General features: G+C 67.1%; 17 protein-coding genes and 1 tRNA gene. 14 read left to right on the top strand and 4 right to left on the bottom strand.

What is annotated here, in order from left to right; genetic code table 11:
- Positions 1–3 precede the first annotated feature (3 nt).
- The 12 genes from QBJ92_RS14400 (at position 4) to QBJ92_RS14345 (ending at position 9,303) form a co-directional block, all read left to right on the top strand.
- On the top strand, positions 4–1,503 hold the full coding sequence (locus tag QBJ92_RS14400; protein ID WP_277970394.1) for a GspE/PulE family protein: 1,500 nt from the start codon (positions 4–6) through the stop codon (positions 1,501–1,503).
- A 122-nt stretch (positions 1,504–1,625) separates the two neighbouring features.
- Positions 1,626–2,861: a type II secretion system inner membrane protein GspF gene (gene gspF / locus QBJ92_RS14395; RefSeq protein WP_277970387.1), complete on the top strand. Its 1,236-nt coding sequence runs from the start codon at positions 1,626–1,628 to the stop codon at positions 2,859–2,861.
- A 17-nt stretch (positions 2,862–2,878) separates the two neighbouring features.
- Positions 2,879–3,328, top strand: a complete 450-nt coding sequence (gene gspG, locus QBJ92_RS14390; protein WP_431358411.1) for a type II secretion system major pseudopilin GspG — start codon at positions 2,879–2,881, stop codon at positions 3,326–3,328.
- Positions 3,303–3,776 (top strand): GspH/FimT family pseudopilin, encoded by a 474-nt coding sequence (locus tag QBJ92_RS14385; RefSeq protein WP_277970385.1) that lies wholly within the window; start codon positions 3,303–3,305, stop codon positions 3,774–3,776. Before gspG ends, QBJ92_RS14385 begins: the two co-directional genes overlap by 26 nt.
- Positions 3,769–4,152, top strand: coding sequence for a type II secretion system minor pseudopilin GspI (gene gspI, locus QBJ92_RS14380; protein WP_277970384.1), 384 nt, complete (start codon positions 3,769–3,771; stop codon positions 4,150–4,152). The genes QBJ92_RS14385 and gspI overlap by 8 nt, the downstream gene beginning before the upstream one ends.
- Entirely contained in the window at positions 4,149–4,814 is a 666-nt protein-coding gene (gene gspJ, locus QBJ92_RS14375) for a type II secretion system minor pseudopilin GspJ (RefSeq protein ID WP_277970383.1), read from the top strand. The genes gspI and gspJ overlap by 4 nt, the downstream gene beginning before the upstream one ends.
- Positions 4,798–5,793 carry a type II secretion system minor pseudopilin GspK gene (gene gspK / locus QBJ92_RS14370; RefSeq protein WP_277970382.1) on the top strand — a complete coding sequence of 332 codons (996 nt, stop codon included), beginning with the start codon at positions 4,798–4,800 and terminating at the stop codon, positions 5,791–5,793. Before gspJ ends, gspK begins: the two co-directional genes overlap by 17 nt.
- Complete coding sequence (gspL, locus tag QBJ92_RS14365) at positions 5,790–6,887, top strand: type II secretion system protein GspL (RefSeq protein WP_277970381.1); 1,098 nt, start codon at positions 5,790–5,792, stop codon at positions 6,885–6,887. Before gspK ends, gspL begins: the two co-directional genes overlap by 4 nt.
- Positions 6,884–7,360 carry a type II secretion system protein GspM gene (gspM, locus tag QBJ92_RS14360; protein ID WP_277970380.1) on the top strand — a complete coding sequence of 159 codons (477 nt, stop codon included), beginning with the start codon at positions 6,884–6,886 and terminating at the stop codon, positions 7,358–7,360. Before gspL ends, gspM begins: the two co-directional genes overlap by 4 nt.
- Complete coding sequence (locus QBJ92_RS14355; protein ID WP_277970379.1) at positions 7,357–8,094, top strand: type II secretion system protein N; 738 nt, start codon at positions 7,357–7,359, stop codon at positions 8,092–8,094. The genes gspM and QBJ92_RS14355 overlap by 4 nt, the downstream gene beginning before the upstream one ends.
- A gap of 53 nt (positions 8,095–8,147) precedes the next feature.
- Positions 8,148–8,224: transfer RNA gene (locus QBJ92_RS14350), tRNA-His, on the top strand.
- 26 nt (positions 8,225–8,250) lie between these two features.
- Entirely contained in the window at positions 8,251–9,303 is a 1,053-nt protein-coding gene (locus tag QBJ92_RS14345; protein WP_277970378.1) for a Leu/Phe/Val dehydrogenase, read from the top strand.
- A gap of 53 nt (positions 9,304–9,356) precedes the next feature.
- On the opposite strand, the gene QBJ92_RS14340 is transcribed toward QBJ92_RS14345, so the two are convergent.
- Entirely contained in the window at positions 9,357–10,103 is a 747-nt protein-coding gene (locus QBJ92_RS14340) for an HAD-IIB family hydrolase (RefSeq protein ID WP_277970377.1), read from the bottom strand.
- A gap of 113 nt (positions 10,104–10,216) precedes the next feature.
- Between QBJ92_RS14340 and QBJ92_RS14335 the strand changes: the two genes are divergently transcribed.
- Positions 10,217–10,849: a tetratricopeptide repeat protein gene (locus tag QBJ92_RS14335; protein WP_277970376.1), complete on the top strand. Its 633-nt coding sequence runs from the start codon at positions 10,217–10,219 to the stop codon at positions 10,847–10,849.
- Between the two features lie 122 nt (positions 10,850–10,971).
- Here the strand turns inward: QBJ92_RS14335 and QBJ92_RS14330 are convergent, their stop codons facing one another.
- The gene (locus QBJ92_RS14330; RefSeq protein WP_277970375.1) at positions 10,972–11,238 is read right to left on the bottom strand and encodes a hypothetical protein; all 267 of its coding nucleotides are present in this window, start codon (positions 11,236–11,238) and stop codon (positions 10,972–10,974) included.
- Between the two features lie 151 nt (positions 11,239–11,389).
- Positions 11,390–12,796 (bottom strand): M20/M25/M40 family metallo-hydrolase, encoded by a 1,407-nt coding sequence (locus QBJ92_RS14325; protein WP_277970374.1) that lies wholly within the window; start codon positions 12,794–12,796, stop codon positions 11,390–11,392.
- A 235-nt stretch (positions 12,797–13,031) separates the two neighbouring features.
- Here QBJ92_RS14325 and ettA point away from each other — a divergent pair, with 235 nt between their 5' ends.
- A complete protein-coding gene (gene ettA / locus QBJ92_RS14320) occupies positions 13,032–14,711 on the top strand; it encodes an energy-dependent translational throttle protein EttA (protein WP_277970373.1) in 1,680 nt (559 codons plus the stop codon).
- 47 nt (positions 14,712–14,758) lie between these two features.
- On the opposite strand, the gene QBJ92_RS14315 is transcribed toward ettA, so the two are convergent.
- Positions 14,759–15,037 (bottom strand): acylphosphatase, encoded by a 279-nt coding sequence (locus tag QBJ92_RS14315; RefSeq protein ID WP_347342796.1) that lies wholly within the window; start codon positions 15,035–15,037, stop codon positions 14,759–14,761.
- Between the last annotated feature and the right edge of the window lie 20 nt (positions 15,038–15,057).

Below are 15,057 nucleotides of genomic sequence, written 5' to 3'. Positions count from 1 at the left end.
ACCATCCCCTACGCCTTCGCGCGCCGCTTCGGCGTCGTCCTCGCGCCCGGCACCGACAGCCACTTCGCGATCGCGATGCGCGAAGGTGCCGATCCCAAGGTCCTGCTCGAACTCCGCCGCCACCTCGCGCGCCCGTTTGATGTCGGCTTCGTGACCCCGACCGAATTCGACCGCCTGCTCTCCGAAGCGTATCGCATGGACGGGCAAGCCGCTGCGATGGCCGCAGGAACGCTCGGCCTCGGCGACGAACTCGACGTGCTCGCGAGCGACCTGCCGACCGCGGACGACCTGCTCGACACCGCGGACGATGCACCCGCGATCCGCCTGATCAACGGCATCATCGCGGATGCCGCGCGCAACGGCGTGTCCGACATCCACGTCGAACCCTATGAAACCGGCCTCGTCGTGCGGATGCGGATCGACGGCGTGCTGCGCGAGACGCTGCGGATGCCGCCGCATGTCGCCCCCGTCGTCGTCAGCCGGATCAAGGTGATGGCGCGGCTCGACATCGCCGAGCGGCGCGTGCCGCAGGATGGCCGCATCGGGCTGACGCTGGGCGGCAAGCTGCTCGACGTCCGCGTCTCGACCTTGCCGAGCCGCGCGGGCGAGCGCGTCGTGCTGCGTATCCTCGACAAGGAGAATGCCGGGATCACGCTCGACGTGCTCGGAATGACGCCCGCGATCAACCAGTTGCTCAAGGAAGCGATCACCGAGCCGAACGGGATCATCCTCGTCACCGGGCCGACCGGCTCGGGCAAGACGACGACGCTCTATGCCTCGATGCGGCTGCTCAACGACGGTAGCCGCAACATTCTGACGGTCGAGGATCCGGTCGAGTACGCGATGGAGGGTGTCGGGCAGACACAGGTCAACGCCAAGGTCGGGCTGACCTTCGCGGCGGGGCTGCGAGCGATTTTGCGGCAGGATCCCGATGTCGTGATGGTCGGCGAAATCCGCGACCGCGAGACTGCCGAGATCGCGGTGCAAGCCTCGCTGACCGGGCATCTGGTGCTGTCGACGGTCCACACCAACGACGCGGTCGGCGCGATCACGCGAATGCGCGACATGAAGGTCGAGCCGTTCCTGCTGGCGTCCACGCTCCGCGCGGTGATCGCGCAGCGGCTGGTGCGGCGGCTGTGCGAGCAGTGCCGGCGGCCGGTTGCGGCAACGGGGTCGGTGTCGGCGCTGCTCGGGTTTGATCCGGGCGCGATCGTCTATGAGGCGGTCGGGTGCGAGCATTGCCAGGGGACCGGGTTCAAGGGGCGGATTGGTGTCTATGAGGCGATCCGCATCGACGACACCGTGCGACGGCTGATCAACGACGGCGGGGATGAGTCGATCATCGCGCGGCATGCGTTCCTACACTCTCCCAATCTCGGCAGTGCGGCGCGCGCGTTGGTGCGCGACGGGATGACGACGCCCGAGGAAGCGGTTCGCATCTCCAGGCGGGACATGGCGGATGCAGAAGCGCCGATGCCGTTGCCTGAGACGGCGGGTGAGTGAGGGCTTTCTCTCTCCCCTCCCTGGAAGGGAGGGGCCGGGGGTGGGTCGGCTCGTGGCTGGGTCTGTCCTCTCCTCATACCGACCCACCCCCAACCCCTCCCTTCCAGGGAGGGGAGTAAGTCGTGCCTGACTTCGATTACCTCGCGATCGACACCAAAGGCCGCGAGGCGCGCGGGCAGGTTGCTGCGCCGTCGATCGAGGATGCGCGCGTGCTGCTCGACCGGCGCAAGCTGTACGTCGTCAAGGTCGAACCCGGCTCGGGCCGTGCCGCCGCCGCCACGCGCGGCAAGCCGCTGTTCTCCGACTTTCGCCTCGGCAGCCGCAAGATGAGCACCAAGCAGCTCACCCTGTTCACGCGCCAGCTCGCAACGCTCAACCGCGTGTCGCCGCTCGAACAGTCGCTCCGCACGATCTCGCGGCAGACCGAGCAGGAGCATGTCCGCGCGATCGTCGACTCGGTTCACGCGGGCGTGGTCGAAGGACGCCGCCTTCACGAGGCGATGGCGCGCGAGGCGAAGAGTTTCCCGGCCTTGTACCGCGCGATGGTGTCGGCGGGCGAGACCTCGGGATCGTTGCCGGTAATCCTCGAACGATTGTCGGTGCTGCTCGAACGCCAGGCGGAGATCAACGGGCAGATCATCACCACGCTGGCGTACCCGTCGGTCCTCGCGGTGGTCGCGATGGCGGTGGTCACCGCGCTGATGGTGTTCGTCGTGCCGCAGGTGGTCGAGCAGTTCGATACGGTCGGGCAGCAACTCCCGCTGCTGACGCGGATCGTGATGGGCATTTCGAACTTCATGGTCGCCTATTGGTGGGCGTTGCTGCTTGCGATCGTGCTCGGCGGGATCGGCTTCTGGCGCGCGCTCAAGAACCCGGCGGTCAAGCTGCGCTTCGATACGTGGATCCTGCGCGTGCCGCTGATCGGACGGCTGTTCCGCGATCTCCACGCCGCGCGGATGGCACGGACGCTCGCGACCATGGTGGCGAGCCGCCTGCCGCTGCTGGAAGGGCTCGCGCTCACCGGGGGCACGATCCGCAATTTGCGGCTCAAGGCGGCGTCGGACGAGATCGTCGAGGCGATCCGCGGCGGCGGGAGCCTGTCGGCGGCGATGCGGCGGACGGGGGTGTTCCCGCCGCTGCTGACCTATCTCGCAGCGTCCGGAGAAACCGCAGGCCAGCTCGACGACATGCTCGAGCGCGCAGCGGATTATCTCGAGCGCGAATTCGACCGGTTCACGACGACGGCGCTGTCGTTGCTCGAACCGATCATCATCGTCCTGATGGGGGGCGTGGTCGCGACGATCGTGCTATCCATCCTGTTGCCGATCCTGCAGCTCAACACGCTTGCCGGACAATGAGGTTTGTTATGACGGATATGCCTGCCACCCCCACTCTCAGCCGCCGCGTTCGGTCGTCGGAACAGGGGTTTACCTTGATCGAGCTGATGGTCGTAATCGTCATTCTCGGGCTGCTCGCCGCGATCGTGACCTACAATGTCCTGCCGCTGGGCGACAAGGGCAAGATCACCAAGGCCAAGGCCGACATCGCGCAGATCGAAGGCGCGCTCGATCTCTACAAGCTCCAGAACGACACCTATCCGTCGACCACGGACGGGTTGCAGGCGCTGGTCAGCGCCCCCGCCGATGCGGACGCGAGCAAGTATCAGCGCGGCGGCTACATCAAGAAGCTCCCGCTCGACCCGTGGGGCAAGCCCTATCTGTATGCCGCCCCCGGCCAGCACGGCGAGGCGGACATCTGGACGCTCGGCGCCGACAAGAAGGAAGGCGGCGAAGGCGTCAATGCCGACATCGGTAGCTGGCAGTAAGCGGACGTCTCACGACGGCGGGTTTACGCTGATCGAGCTGATGATCGTGGTGACGATCATCGGGCTGGCGAGTGCTGTCGTCGTGCTGGCGTTGCCCGATCCGCGCGGGCGGCTGCGCGACGAGGCGACGCAATTCGCGCTGCGCACCCGCGCGGCGCACGATCTTGCGATCGTCACTTCCCGGCCGGTCAGCGTGTGGGTGTCGGCGGGGGGCTATGGCTTCGATGCGCGGCGCGGTGGCGAATGGGTCGCGATGAGCGAGAAGCCATTGCGCGTGACGCGCTGGAGCAAGGGGACCGAAGCCGTGCCGGCATCGGGCGGGCGCGACCGGATCCTGTTCGATTCGACCGGGAGCGCGGATCGCCCGATGGACGTGGTGCTGCATCGCGCGACCGAAAACCTGACGGTGCGGATAGGGAATGACGGGCGGGTCAAGGTCGGTGCCTGACCGCGCGTGCCTGGACGACCGCGGCTTCACGCTGATCGAGATGATGGTCGCGCTCGCCGTGTTCAGTCTCGCCGCGCTGGCCTTGATCCGGCTGGAGGGCGCGACGATCCGCGGCGCGAGCACGCTCGACACGACGTTGATGGCGCAGATCGTCGCGCGCAACGTCGCCTATACGGCGATGACCGACGCGCGCGCGCCCACGCTGGGCGTGGCGAGCGGGGTCGAGCAGAATGGCGGACGCACCTGGGCCTGGACGCGCGTGGTCCAGCCGACCGGGGATGCGCGGATCCTCAAGATCGATGTCACGGTGCTGGACCCGAGCGGGCGCAGCGCGGGGCATCTCACGGTGGTGCGGGACGGGGCGACACGGTCGTGAGGCGCGCTCGGTCCGCGCGGTGCGAGGCAGCACCTGATCCGCTGTGCGCCGCGGACGCCGGCTTCACGCTCATCGAAGTGATGATCTCGCTGCTCATCTTCGGCTTGCTGTCCGCTGCGGGAGTCGCGCTGCTGTCCTTTTCCGTCCGCGCGCAAGGGGCGACCGCTGCCAAGCTCGACGACGTCTCCGCAATGAACCAGCTCTCCTCGATCATGACCGCCGATTTCGCACAGGCGATCGACCGACCGGTGCGCGACGAAGCGGGCAACCTCACGCCCGCGTTCGTCGGCGGATCAGGACCGGGGGCGGTGCCGATGCTACGGTTCGTGCGCGGGGGATGGAGCGACCTCGACGGCGCGCCGCGCGCCGAAGTGCAGAAGGTCGAATATGCGCTGGTCGACGGCGCGTTCGCGCGCGTTGCGTACCCGATGCTCGACGGTGCGCAGCCGCTCCCCCCGACCGCGATCGTCGCGCGGGTCAAGCAGGTGGCGCTGCGCTATCGCATCCGCGGGGCGTGGAGCGATCAATGGGCGGGAAGCCTGCGCACGCCGCTCCCCGATGCGGTTGAACTGCGGATCCTGCGCAGCAACGGCGTCGAGACACGGCAGATGTTCCTGGTCGGCACGGGCTATGGGAGGCGGATCAATGCGGGGATCAACTGACCCGCGCCGCCCCGGCGAGCAGGGCGCCGCACTGTTGACGGTGCTGCTGCTCGTCGCGGTGATCGCGGTGCTTGCGGGCACCGCGCTCGAGAAATTGCGCCTCGCGACGCGGCTCGGCGGCAATGCGGTCGCGCTCGACCAGGCGCGCGCTTATTCGCTCGCGGCGGAGACGCTCGCGGTCGTCAAGGTGAGCGACCTGCTCCAGAAGAGCCAGCAGCGCGTGACGTTGCAAGGCAATTGGAGCGACACCCCGTTTGCGCTGCCAATCCCCAACGGCAGCGCTACCGCGCGCGTGACCGATGGCGGAAACTGCTTCAATCTCAACAGTCTGGTGGTCGAAACGACGCCCGGTTCTTATGCCGCCTACACCCCCGCGCGGATCGTGTTCGCGCAGTTGATCCGGCTGGTCGATCCCAACGCCAGATCCCCCGATGCGATTGCCGCCGCGACCGCCGACTGGATCGACACCGACAATTCTCCACTCGACAGCGGCGGGGCGGAGGATTCGTCCTACGGCGGTGGGCGGCAAGGCTACCGCACTGGCAACACGCTGATGAGCGATCCGAGCGAACTCCGTGCGGTCAGCGGGGTTTCGCGGACCGATTACGAAAAGCTGCGCCCGTGGCTGTGCACCTTGCCCGAGGCCAAGCCTTCCATGATCAACGTCAATACGCTGCTCCCCGAACAGGCACCCCTGGTGGCGATGCTGCTACCCGGCACATTGACGGTGGAGGGCGCGCGGCAGGCGCTGCTGCGCCGGCCGCCAACGGGCTTCGCGACGACTACTGCCTTCTGGTCGCAGACCGCGATCGCGGGCGGTTCCGAGGCTGCGACCGGCCAGACCGCCATCACCACCAAATGGTTCACGCTCAAGGTCGATGTGACGCTGGGCGGGACCGTTCTCGAACAATCGGGGCTGATCGACGCATCAACCCTTCCCGCGCGGCTCGTCTCGCGGCAATGGGGCGAGCGACCATGACCGATACGCTCGTCCTCTTTCTCCCGACGCTCGACTTGCCGTGGCGGTGGCTCCACGTCGCGGGCGGTGCGGTGGCGGCGCGCGGCGAGGGCTTTCCCGATCTCGTCGCCAACGCCGATCGCGCGCACGTCGCGGTTGTGCCGGCGGAAGCGGTGACGCTCCACTGGGCCGAACTGCCCGATCGATCGGCGGCGCAAGCCGCCACTGCCGCCCGGTTGGTGGTTGCGGACGCAAGTGCTTCCCCGATCGGCGGCCTCCACGTCGCGGTTGGGCGAGAGGGCGTAAACCCGGAACGCCCGATCGGGGTCGTCGCGGCGGAGCAGATGCAGGCGTGGCTCGAGTCGCTGGCGGCGAACGGGGTCGATCCTGATGCGATTCTGCCTGCCCCGATGTTGCTGCCCCGGCCCGAGAGCGGGTATCTCCGCGCCGACCTTGGCGGCCAGGGCGTGGTACGCGGGACGACCAGCGGATTCGCGGACGAGGCGCGGCTGACCGAACTCGTGACCGGCGGGGTCGCGGCAGAGGTGCTGGGGCGCGAAGCGGTCGAACGGGCGATCGTCGCGGCGGTAACCGCGCCTGCGCTCGATCTGCGCCAGGGCGCGTTTGCGCGTCGGCGCAAGATCGGGATCGACTGGGCCTTGATCCGGCGGCTTGCGTGGCTGAGTGCGGCGATCATCGTCGTAACGGTGCTGATCACGCTGGTGCTGCTGCTCAAATATTCGACCGCCGCCAACGAACTCGAACGGCGCACCGATCTGCTCGCACGCAGCGGGCTGACGCGAGGCGAGGCGGTGAGCGATGCGGATCGCCAGCTCGATGCGCGGCTGGAGCGGCTGCGCGGGGGCGGACAGGGCTTTACGCGGACGACCGCGGCGGTGTTCGCCGCGATCCAGGCGACACCCGGGACCGAATTGCGCACCGTGTCGTTCGATTCGCTCGGCGCGCTGCGCGTGACGGTCGGGTTGCAGAACGAAGGCCAGATCCTCGACTTGCGCCGCCGGATCGACGCCGCCGGATTCGAGGCGACGACGCCGGGGCAACTGGTGTCGACCGGCGGGCGGTTGACGGGGGAACTGATGGTGAAGCCGCGATGACCGACCGCCTGCTCCTGTGGTATCGCGCTCGCACGCAACGCGAACAGCGGCTCGTGCTTGGCGGCGCCGTCATCGCGATCCTCGCGGTCGCGTATCTGCTGATCGTTCCGCTCAACGATATCCTCGAATCCGAACGGGGCCGCCACGCGACTGACGTGATCGCGCTCGGCGAGACGCAAGTCCGGGTCGACGCGGTCAAGGCCGCGCAGGCCGACCGGATCGCACCGCTTCAGGAGCCAATCGAGTCGGTGATCCGCGCGCGCGCGAACGACGCCGGGTTCGCGCTGGCGACGGTGACGCCGCAGGGCAGCGACCGAGTCGCGATCGCGATCGCCTCCGCGCGACCGGGGGCGCTGACCGGCTGGGTCGCGGATCTGGAGGCATCCGGCATCCTCGTCGAGCAACTGACCACGACCGATAATGGCGACCGCACCGTCGCCGCGCAGCTCACGCTCCGGGCCCGCGGACAATGAGCCGGTTCCGCCTCCGCACCCCGCCGGTCGCGCTGTTCGGCGCGGTGTTCGTCCTGGCGCTGCTCGTGCTGCTGCCATTGCGGCTGGTGCTCGGCTGGTTCGATCTCGATCAGTCGCATTTCGCCGCGCGCGAGGCGACCGGGAGCGTGTGGTTCGGCGGTCTGCGCGAGGCACGAGTCGGGCCGATCGCGCTGGGCGATCTCAGCGCGCGCGTGTCGCCCTGGCCGCTGGCGGTCGGGCGCGCGCGAATCGACGTCGCTGGGCAATCCACGACCGATTCGTCCACCGCGGCGCGGGCGATTCGCGGGGCGATCAGCGTGTCGCGCCATGCCGTCGGGATCGACGACATGACCGCGGGCCTTCCCGCCGGAAACGTGTTCGCGCCGTTGCCGGTAACCGGGATCGACCTGGACGACGTCAGCGTTCGCTACCGCGACGGGAATTGCGAGACCGCGGAGGGCCGGGTGAAGGCCGTCCTGAGCGGCGATATTGCGGGAATCGCCTTGGGGCAGGGGCTTTCGGGCACCGCACGGTGCGACGCCGGAGCCGTGCTGCTCCCGCTCGTCAGCCAGGCGGGAACCGAGCGGATCGACCTTCGGCTGTGGCAGAACGGGCGGTTCTCCGCGCAGCTTACCGTTCGCCCGACCGACCCGACGGTCGCGCAGAACCTCGAGCTGGGCGGCTTCCGCCCGACCGCGAAGGGGCATTTGCTCACGATTGACGGGAATTTGTGAACGAGCATTCTTGACGCTGGGCCCCCAGTCCCGCTAGGGGCGCTCACTCTGCGGCGATCGTAGTTCAATTGGTTAGAGCGTCGGCTTGTGATGCCGGATGTTGCGGGTTCAAGTCCCGTCGGTCGCCCCATTCTTTCTAGCAGCCAGGAATTCGCTTTGACCACCGGCTGGGGCTTCCCCGATTTCGACGACCATGAAGGCGTCCATCTCTTCACCGATCCGGCCAGCGGCCTTCGGGCGGTCATCGCGGTCCACTCCACTGCTCTCGGGCCAGCCGCCGGCGGCGTCCGGTTCTGGCATTACGCCGATCATGAGCGCGCCATTACCGATGCGTTGCGCCTGTCGCGCGGGATGAGCTTCAAGAACGCCATGGCCGATCTCCCGATGGGCGGCGGCAAGGGCGTCGTCCTCGCGGCGAACCCGGGCGACACGATCACCCAGGCGCAGCTCGAGGCGTTCGGTCGCGCGGTCGAATCGCTCGGCGGTCGCTATGTGACGGCGGAAGACGTCGGCATGTCCGAAGCAAGCATGAAGACGATCGCAACGATGACCAAGCACGTCTCGGGGCTTCCCGTGGCGGCGGGCAGCGCAGGCGGCGATCCCGGGCCGTATACGGCGATGGGCGTGTACCTTGGCGTCAAGGCAGCGGCGAAGCGCGGCCTCGGTGCGGACGACATGCGCGGCGTCCACGTGGCGATCCAGGGTGTCGGCAGCGTCGGCGGCGGTCTCGCGCGGTTGCTGGCCAAGGACGGTGCGCGGTTGACCTTGTCGGACGTCAATGCCGGGCGCGCGCAGGCGCTCGCCGAGGAACTCGGTAGCACCACCGTCCCGGCAAACGCGATCCTGTCGACCGAAGCCGATATCGTCAGCCCGAACGCGCTCGGCGCGATCCTGACGCCCGAGTCGATCGACGCGCTCAAGACCAAGATCATCGCAGGCGGCGCGAACAACCAGCTCGCGACGCAGGCCGAAGGCACGACGTTGCAGGAGCGCGGGATCCTCTACGCCCCGGATTACGTCATCAACGCGGGCGGGATCATCAACGTCGGGCTCGAATATCTCGGGCACGGCGATCAGGCCGAGGTCGAATCGCGCATCACGCGCATTCCGGACCGGCTCGTCGCGATCTGGGACGAGAGCGAGCGGTCGGGCGCACCGGCATCCGACGTCGCCGATGCGATGGCCCGCAAGCTGATCGGGCGCGCGTAAAGGTTTGGTTCGCTCCCCGGTGAACGCCGGGGAAGCGGACCGTTCAATAGCTTCTACTTCAGGCAGGCGATGATCGCGCGCACGGCCGTCATCGTGTCTTCCACGTCCCGCACCGCGATCGTGTCCATCCCCGCCGCGCGCACCGCATCGTCATTGCCGCCGGGGTAGATCGCGTCGCCGAGAAACAGCATGTCTTCGGTGGCAATCCCGGACTCTTCGGCCAGACGGCGCATCGCATAGGCCTTGTCGATGTCCTTGTGCGTGATGTCGAGCGAGGTCGATCCGCCAATGTTCACCGACAGGTCCGGCAAGGCCTTGCGCAGGGTGACTTGCATCGCCTTGCGCTTGGCGAAATCGGGATCCCACGCCTTCTTCGCATCGAGCGGCGCCTGCTGGCCGAGCCCGGAAAAGGTGATCTGGCTCCCGCGATCCTCGACTCGCTCGCCCCAGGTCCGCTCATCGGCTGAGCCCGCGTCGCGCACGGCCGTGTCGAGCGCTTCCAGGATATGGTCACGCTCCTCGGGCGCGAAGACGTCGGCATAGACCTTGGTCCACGTGTCCTGGTCGAAGCGGTACAGCTTGGTCCCGGTCGTCGGCATGATGAACAGGTGTTCGCGGCGTGTCCCCGCCGGAAGCGCGTCCACCACCTGCGTTTCGAATTGCGGCCAATCGCCCCCGGAGATGACCGCCACCCGCGCGACCGCGAGCAGATCCTTCAGCAGCGCCGCCATCGGCGCACCAATCCGCTGCTTGCTTTCGGCGAGGGTGCCATCGAGGTCGAACGCAATGAGTTTCTTCATGAAAATATCCTGAGAGGAGAGCGAAGCGGCAACGCGCAGCGGGCGCTTGCGGTTGCCCATAGCATGGATCGCGCGCATGGTCGGGGGATGGGTACAGGTTCGGAAGCACGCGCGTGAGCGGTTGGGTCATGTTGGTGCTGTGCGGGGTCGCGATCTTCGGCGCGCTGTGGGTCGCGGGCGTCGCGCGGACGTTGTGGACCACGGTCGGCGCGGCGTTGATGCTGGGCGCGACGGGCTATGCGCTGCAGGAGCATGCCGGCTTGTCCGGGCATCCGGTGGAGCGCGACGTCGAGCCGGTCGTGGTCTATCCGCAAGTCACTGAGTTGCGCGACCAGATGCTCGGGCGGTTCAGCGGAGACGGCGCGTATCTCATCGCATCGGACGCGCTGATGCGCGGCGGCAGCCGGGATAGTGGCGCGCGCGTGGTGTTGATGGGGGCGAACGCCTATCCGCGCAGCCTGACGCTGTGGACCGGGCTCGGCACGGCGATCGCGCAGCATGACGGGGGCGCGGTGTCGCCAGCGGCGAAACTCGCGTTCGACCAGGCGACGCGGCTTGCGCCCGAGCATCCGGCGCCGCCCTTCTTCGAAGGGCTGGCGTATGTGCAGTCGGGCGATTTCCGCCAGGGTCGCCGCTATTGGGCGCGGGCGCTTGCGCTGACCCCAGCGGAAGCACCGTATCGTGCAGGGATCGCGCTGCGGCTCGCTGCGCTCGACGCGATGATCGCGCGCATTCCAGCAGGATAGGTTTAGACGGGCACTGCGCCCCGCCGCCAATCATGCTGCAGTGCGAACACGAAAAAGGGCGCCACCGCGATGCGGTAGCGCCCTTCTCGAAGCGTCCGAGCAACGGCCCGGCGCCAACGTTCTTACTGAACGTTGTCGGCCTTGGCGTCGCCCTCGGCGCGGATGTTGTCCGCCTGGTCCTTCATCGCATCGGCCTTGTTGTCCAAGACTGCCGAAGCCGTAGCGTTCGACGTGTTGGCAGCCATGTCGTCGATCATCGCTGCGTTGTTGTCGACTGCGTCGGCAACCATGTCAGCATTGTTCTCGATCGCAGCAGCTTCTGGGTTCTTGTTGCAGGCGGCGAGCGAAACCAGGCCGGCGGCGACGAGAACAAGGGCGGTCTTCTTCATGCAATTGCTCCCAAGCAAATAAGGCATTTCACGGTGACAGGTGCCGCCGCGAAGACCCGTGGCATAACGGGTCGCTGCGGTGCGTCAATCCGCAATCCCGCGTTTTGATACGAAGCTGCCACGTTTCAGCCATATTTGCGACGAGTGGAGATCACTTCGTCGCACCGACCGGTCCGATCGTCTCTGGCGCATTGGCGACGACCGCCAGCATCGTCGCCCAGGCCGCGACGTTCTGCCGCAACTGCGCTGGGTCGATCAGGTCGAGCGTGTCTTCGGGCGTATGGTGGTAATCGAAATACCGCAGCCCCGACTGGTTGAGGTCGATCCCGCCGCCGCCGAGCGCCAGCGTCGCCTCCACATCGGTCCCGCCGTGCGCCGTGTCCGCGCCGCGCACCACGCCGATTGGTGCAAGCGCTACTGCGAGGCGGTCGGCCACCGGCTTGGCGCTGGCGGGCAGGTTGGTTTCGAAACGCCAGACGCGATCCGCGCCGAAATCGGATTCGGCGGCGATCGTATGCTGCTCGGTCGCATGCGCCTTGGCATAAGCGGCGCCGCCGAAGCCGCCGGTTTCCTCGTCGCCGAACCAGACGACGCGGATCGTGCGACGCGGCGTGCCTGCCGTCATGAGGTGCTTCGCGGCGGCGGCTGTGATCGCGACGCCTGCGCCATCATCGATCGCGCCGGTGCCCAGATCCCAACTGTCGAGATGCCCGCCGATCAGGACGATCCCCGCAGATGGATCGGAGCCGGGGACTTCGGCGATGACGTTACCCGAGGTCCGGCTGGGCACGACGGTCGGCGTCAGCGTGAGGTGCAGCGACACCGGCTTGCCAGTCTTGAACATGCGTTCGAGATTTTCCGCATCCGCGACCGACAACGCGGCAGCGGGGATCGGGGTGACGCCGGGTGCGAAGTTGGTCGTCCCCGCATGCGGCCCGCGGCCATGATCGGTCCCGATCGAGCGGATCACGATCGCGGCGGCACCCTTGGTCGCGGCGACATTCGGCCCGAGGAAGCGTGCGCCGCCCTGGCTGCCGTAGCTTGAGCCGTCCTGCGTCGGCTGCATGCTGTTCGATACGAACGCGATCTTGCCCTTCAGGCTACCCGCGGGCGCGAGGAGCAGATCGTTAAAGCTGGGGAAATAGACCACCGGCAGCGTCAGTCCCTTGGCCGGAGTCGCGCCCGAGTTGCCAAGCGCGGTCAGCCGCAGTGGCTGCGGGAAGGGGGCGACGACTTCGGCGGTCTCGATGCCGCGAATCCACACGTTCTTCAGTTCATAGGGTTCGATCCGCACGTTCTGAAAGCCGAGCGCCCTCAACTTGACCACCGCCCATTGCCGCGCGCGTTCCTCGGCGGGGGAGCCATCCGGACGCGGGCCGATCTCGGTCGTCAGCCCGCAGACGATGTCATAGGCGACGTCGTCCTGCAGCGCCTTGTCGCGGATCGAAGCAACGGCGGCATCGGGCGCGACCGCCGTGGGCATGGCGCGCTGCGCGATCGCGGGAGAGGAAAGGGTGGCCAGCAACGTCGACGCGAGAAACAGCGAACGGATGGTCATGCAGAGACACTCCTTGGAAGGCTGGCCTTGGAAGGCTGGGATTGGCCGGGCCGACAGCGCCGGCGGCTAGGGTGCGTGCAGGAGACAGGACGCGCGCGGATCTTCCGTCCGGTTCGTGACGCCCCCCGCGTCGTGACGCCACCGTATCCACGGGCGGCCACGTTGCCAATCCGCCGCATGCTCGCTACATGCAATCCATCAATTTCAGCCTCATGTGAACGGAGCATCATCGGCTATGGCCGTGCAGTACAGCTATGTGATGAAGGGCCTGACCAAGACCTTCCCCGGTGCCCCAAAGCCCGTGCTCAACAACATCCACCTGCAGTTCCTGCCCGACGCGAAGATCGCGATCATCGGGCCGAACGGTTCGGGCAAGTCCACGCTGATGAAGATCATGGGCGGGATCGACCCGGACTTCACCGGCGAGGCGTGGGCCGCGGACGGGATCAAGGTCGGTTATCTGCCGCAGGAGCCGCAGCTCGACCCGACCAAGACCGTCATGGAAAACGTCAAGTTGGGCGCAGGTCCCGTCGCGCAGATGGTCGAGCGCTTCAACGCGATTTCGGCCGAAATGGGTGATCCGCAGGACGACACCGATTTCGACGCGCTGATGGAGGAAATGGGCGATCTCCAGACCAAGATCGACGCCGCCGACGGCTGGGCGCTCGACAGCCAGCTCGAGCAGGCGATGGAAGCGCTCCGCTGCCCGCCGGGCGACAGCGCGGTCACCAACCTGTCGGGTGGTGAGAAGCGTCGCGTCGCGTTGTGCAAGCTGCTGCTGGAGAAGCCAGGCATCCTGCTTCTCGACGAGCCGACCAACCATCTCGACGCCGAGAGCGTCGCGTGGCTAGAAAATTACCTCAAGGAATATACCGGCAACGTCATTCTCGTGACGCACGACCGCTACTTCCTCGACAACGTCGTCAACTGGGTGCTCGAGCTCGATCGCGGGCGTTACTACACCTACGAATCCAACTATTCCGGCTATCTGGAAAAGAAGGTCAAGCGGCTCGAGCAGGAAGAGCGCGAGGAGCAGGGCAAGGCCAAGGCGATCTCGGACGAGCTGGCGTGGATGCGGCAGACCCCCAAGGCGCGCCAGACCAAGTCCAAGGCGCGTATCCGTGCATTCGACGAGCTGATGGAGAAGCAGGAGAACCGTTCGATCGGCAAGGCGCAGATCCTGATCCAGCTGCCCGAGCGTCTCGGCGGCAAGGTGATCGAGGCGAAGGGCCTGACCAAGTCTTACGGCGACAAGCTGCTGTTCGAGAACCTCGACTTCGTGCTGCCGCCGGGCGGGATCGTCGGCGTGATCGGGCCGAACGGCGCGGGCAAGTCGACGCTGTTCAAGCTGATCACGGGCCAGGAAACCCCGGACGTCGGCTCGATCGAAGTCGGCCAGACGGTCAAGCTCGGCTATGTCGACCAGTCGCGCGACGACCTCGATCCTAACAACAACGTCTGGGAAGAAATCTCGGACAAGCTCGAGATCTTCCGGTTCGGCAAGCAGGAGCTGGGCACGCGGGCGTATGTCGGCGCGTTCAACTTCAAGGGCCAGGACCAGCAGAAGAAGGTCGGCCAGCTGTCGGGTGGTGAGCGCAACCGCGTCCACCTCGCCAAGATGCTCAAGGAGGGTGGCAACGTCCTCCTGCTCGACGAGCCGACCAACGATCTCGACGTCGAGACGCTGCGCGCTTTGGAAGAGGCTTTGGAGTCGTTCGCAGGCTGTGCGGTGGTGATCAGCCACGATCGCTTCTTCCTCGATCGTCTGGCGACTCACATCCTCGCGTTCGAGGGCGACAGCCATGTCGAGTGGTTCGAGGGGAACTTCGAATCGTACGAGGAGGACAAGCGGCGTCGCCTGGGCGATGCGGCGGATCGTCCGACTCGCCTCGCGTACAAAAAGCTGACCCGCTGATCGGCCAAGAGAGCGCGGCATCGTGCCGCGCTCTCCTGCGCACAGCCTTACGCCGTAAAGCGCTTGGTAAAGCCCTTGGGCGGCCGTTCGTCCGCCACTTCGACCGCGACATGATCGACGCGCGCGGTCGGCGGGCCTTCATGGCACAGCGCCACCAGTTGCGCCGCGGTCGCGTCGTCCCCGACGACCAGGATCTCGACCCGGCCATCGGTGCGATTGCGAACCCAACCGGTCAGGTCGAGCTCACTCGCCCGACGCACGGTCCAGTCGCGGAACCCCACGTTCTGGACCCTGCCGCTCACGAATACGCGTTGCATCGCCATCATTACTCACTCGATTCGAACAC

Source organism: Sphingomonas echinoides, from assembly GCF_029623395.1.
Lineage (GTDB): Bacteria > Pseudomonadota > Alphaproteobacteria > Sphingomonadales > Sphingomonadaceae > Sphingomonas > Sphingomonas echinoides_A.
Note: the sequence above shows the minus strand (reverse complement) of the source record. Positions and strands in the feature narration are given on the sequence as shown.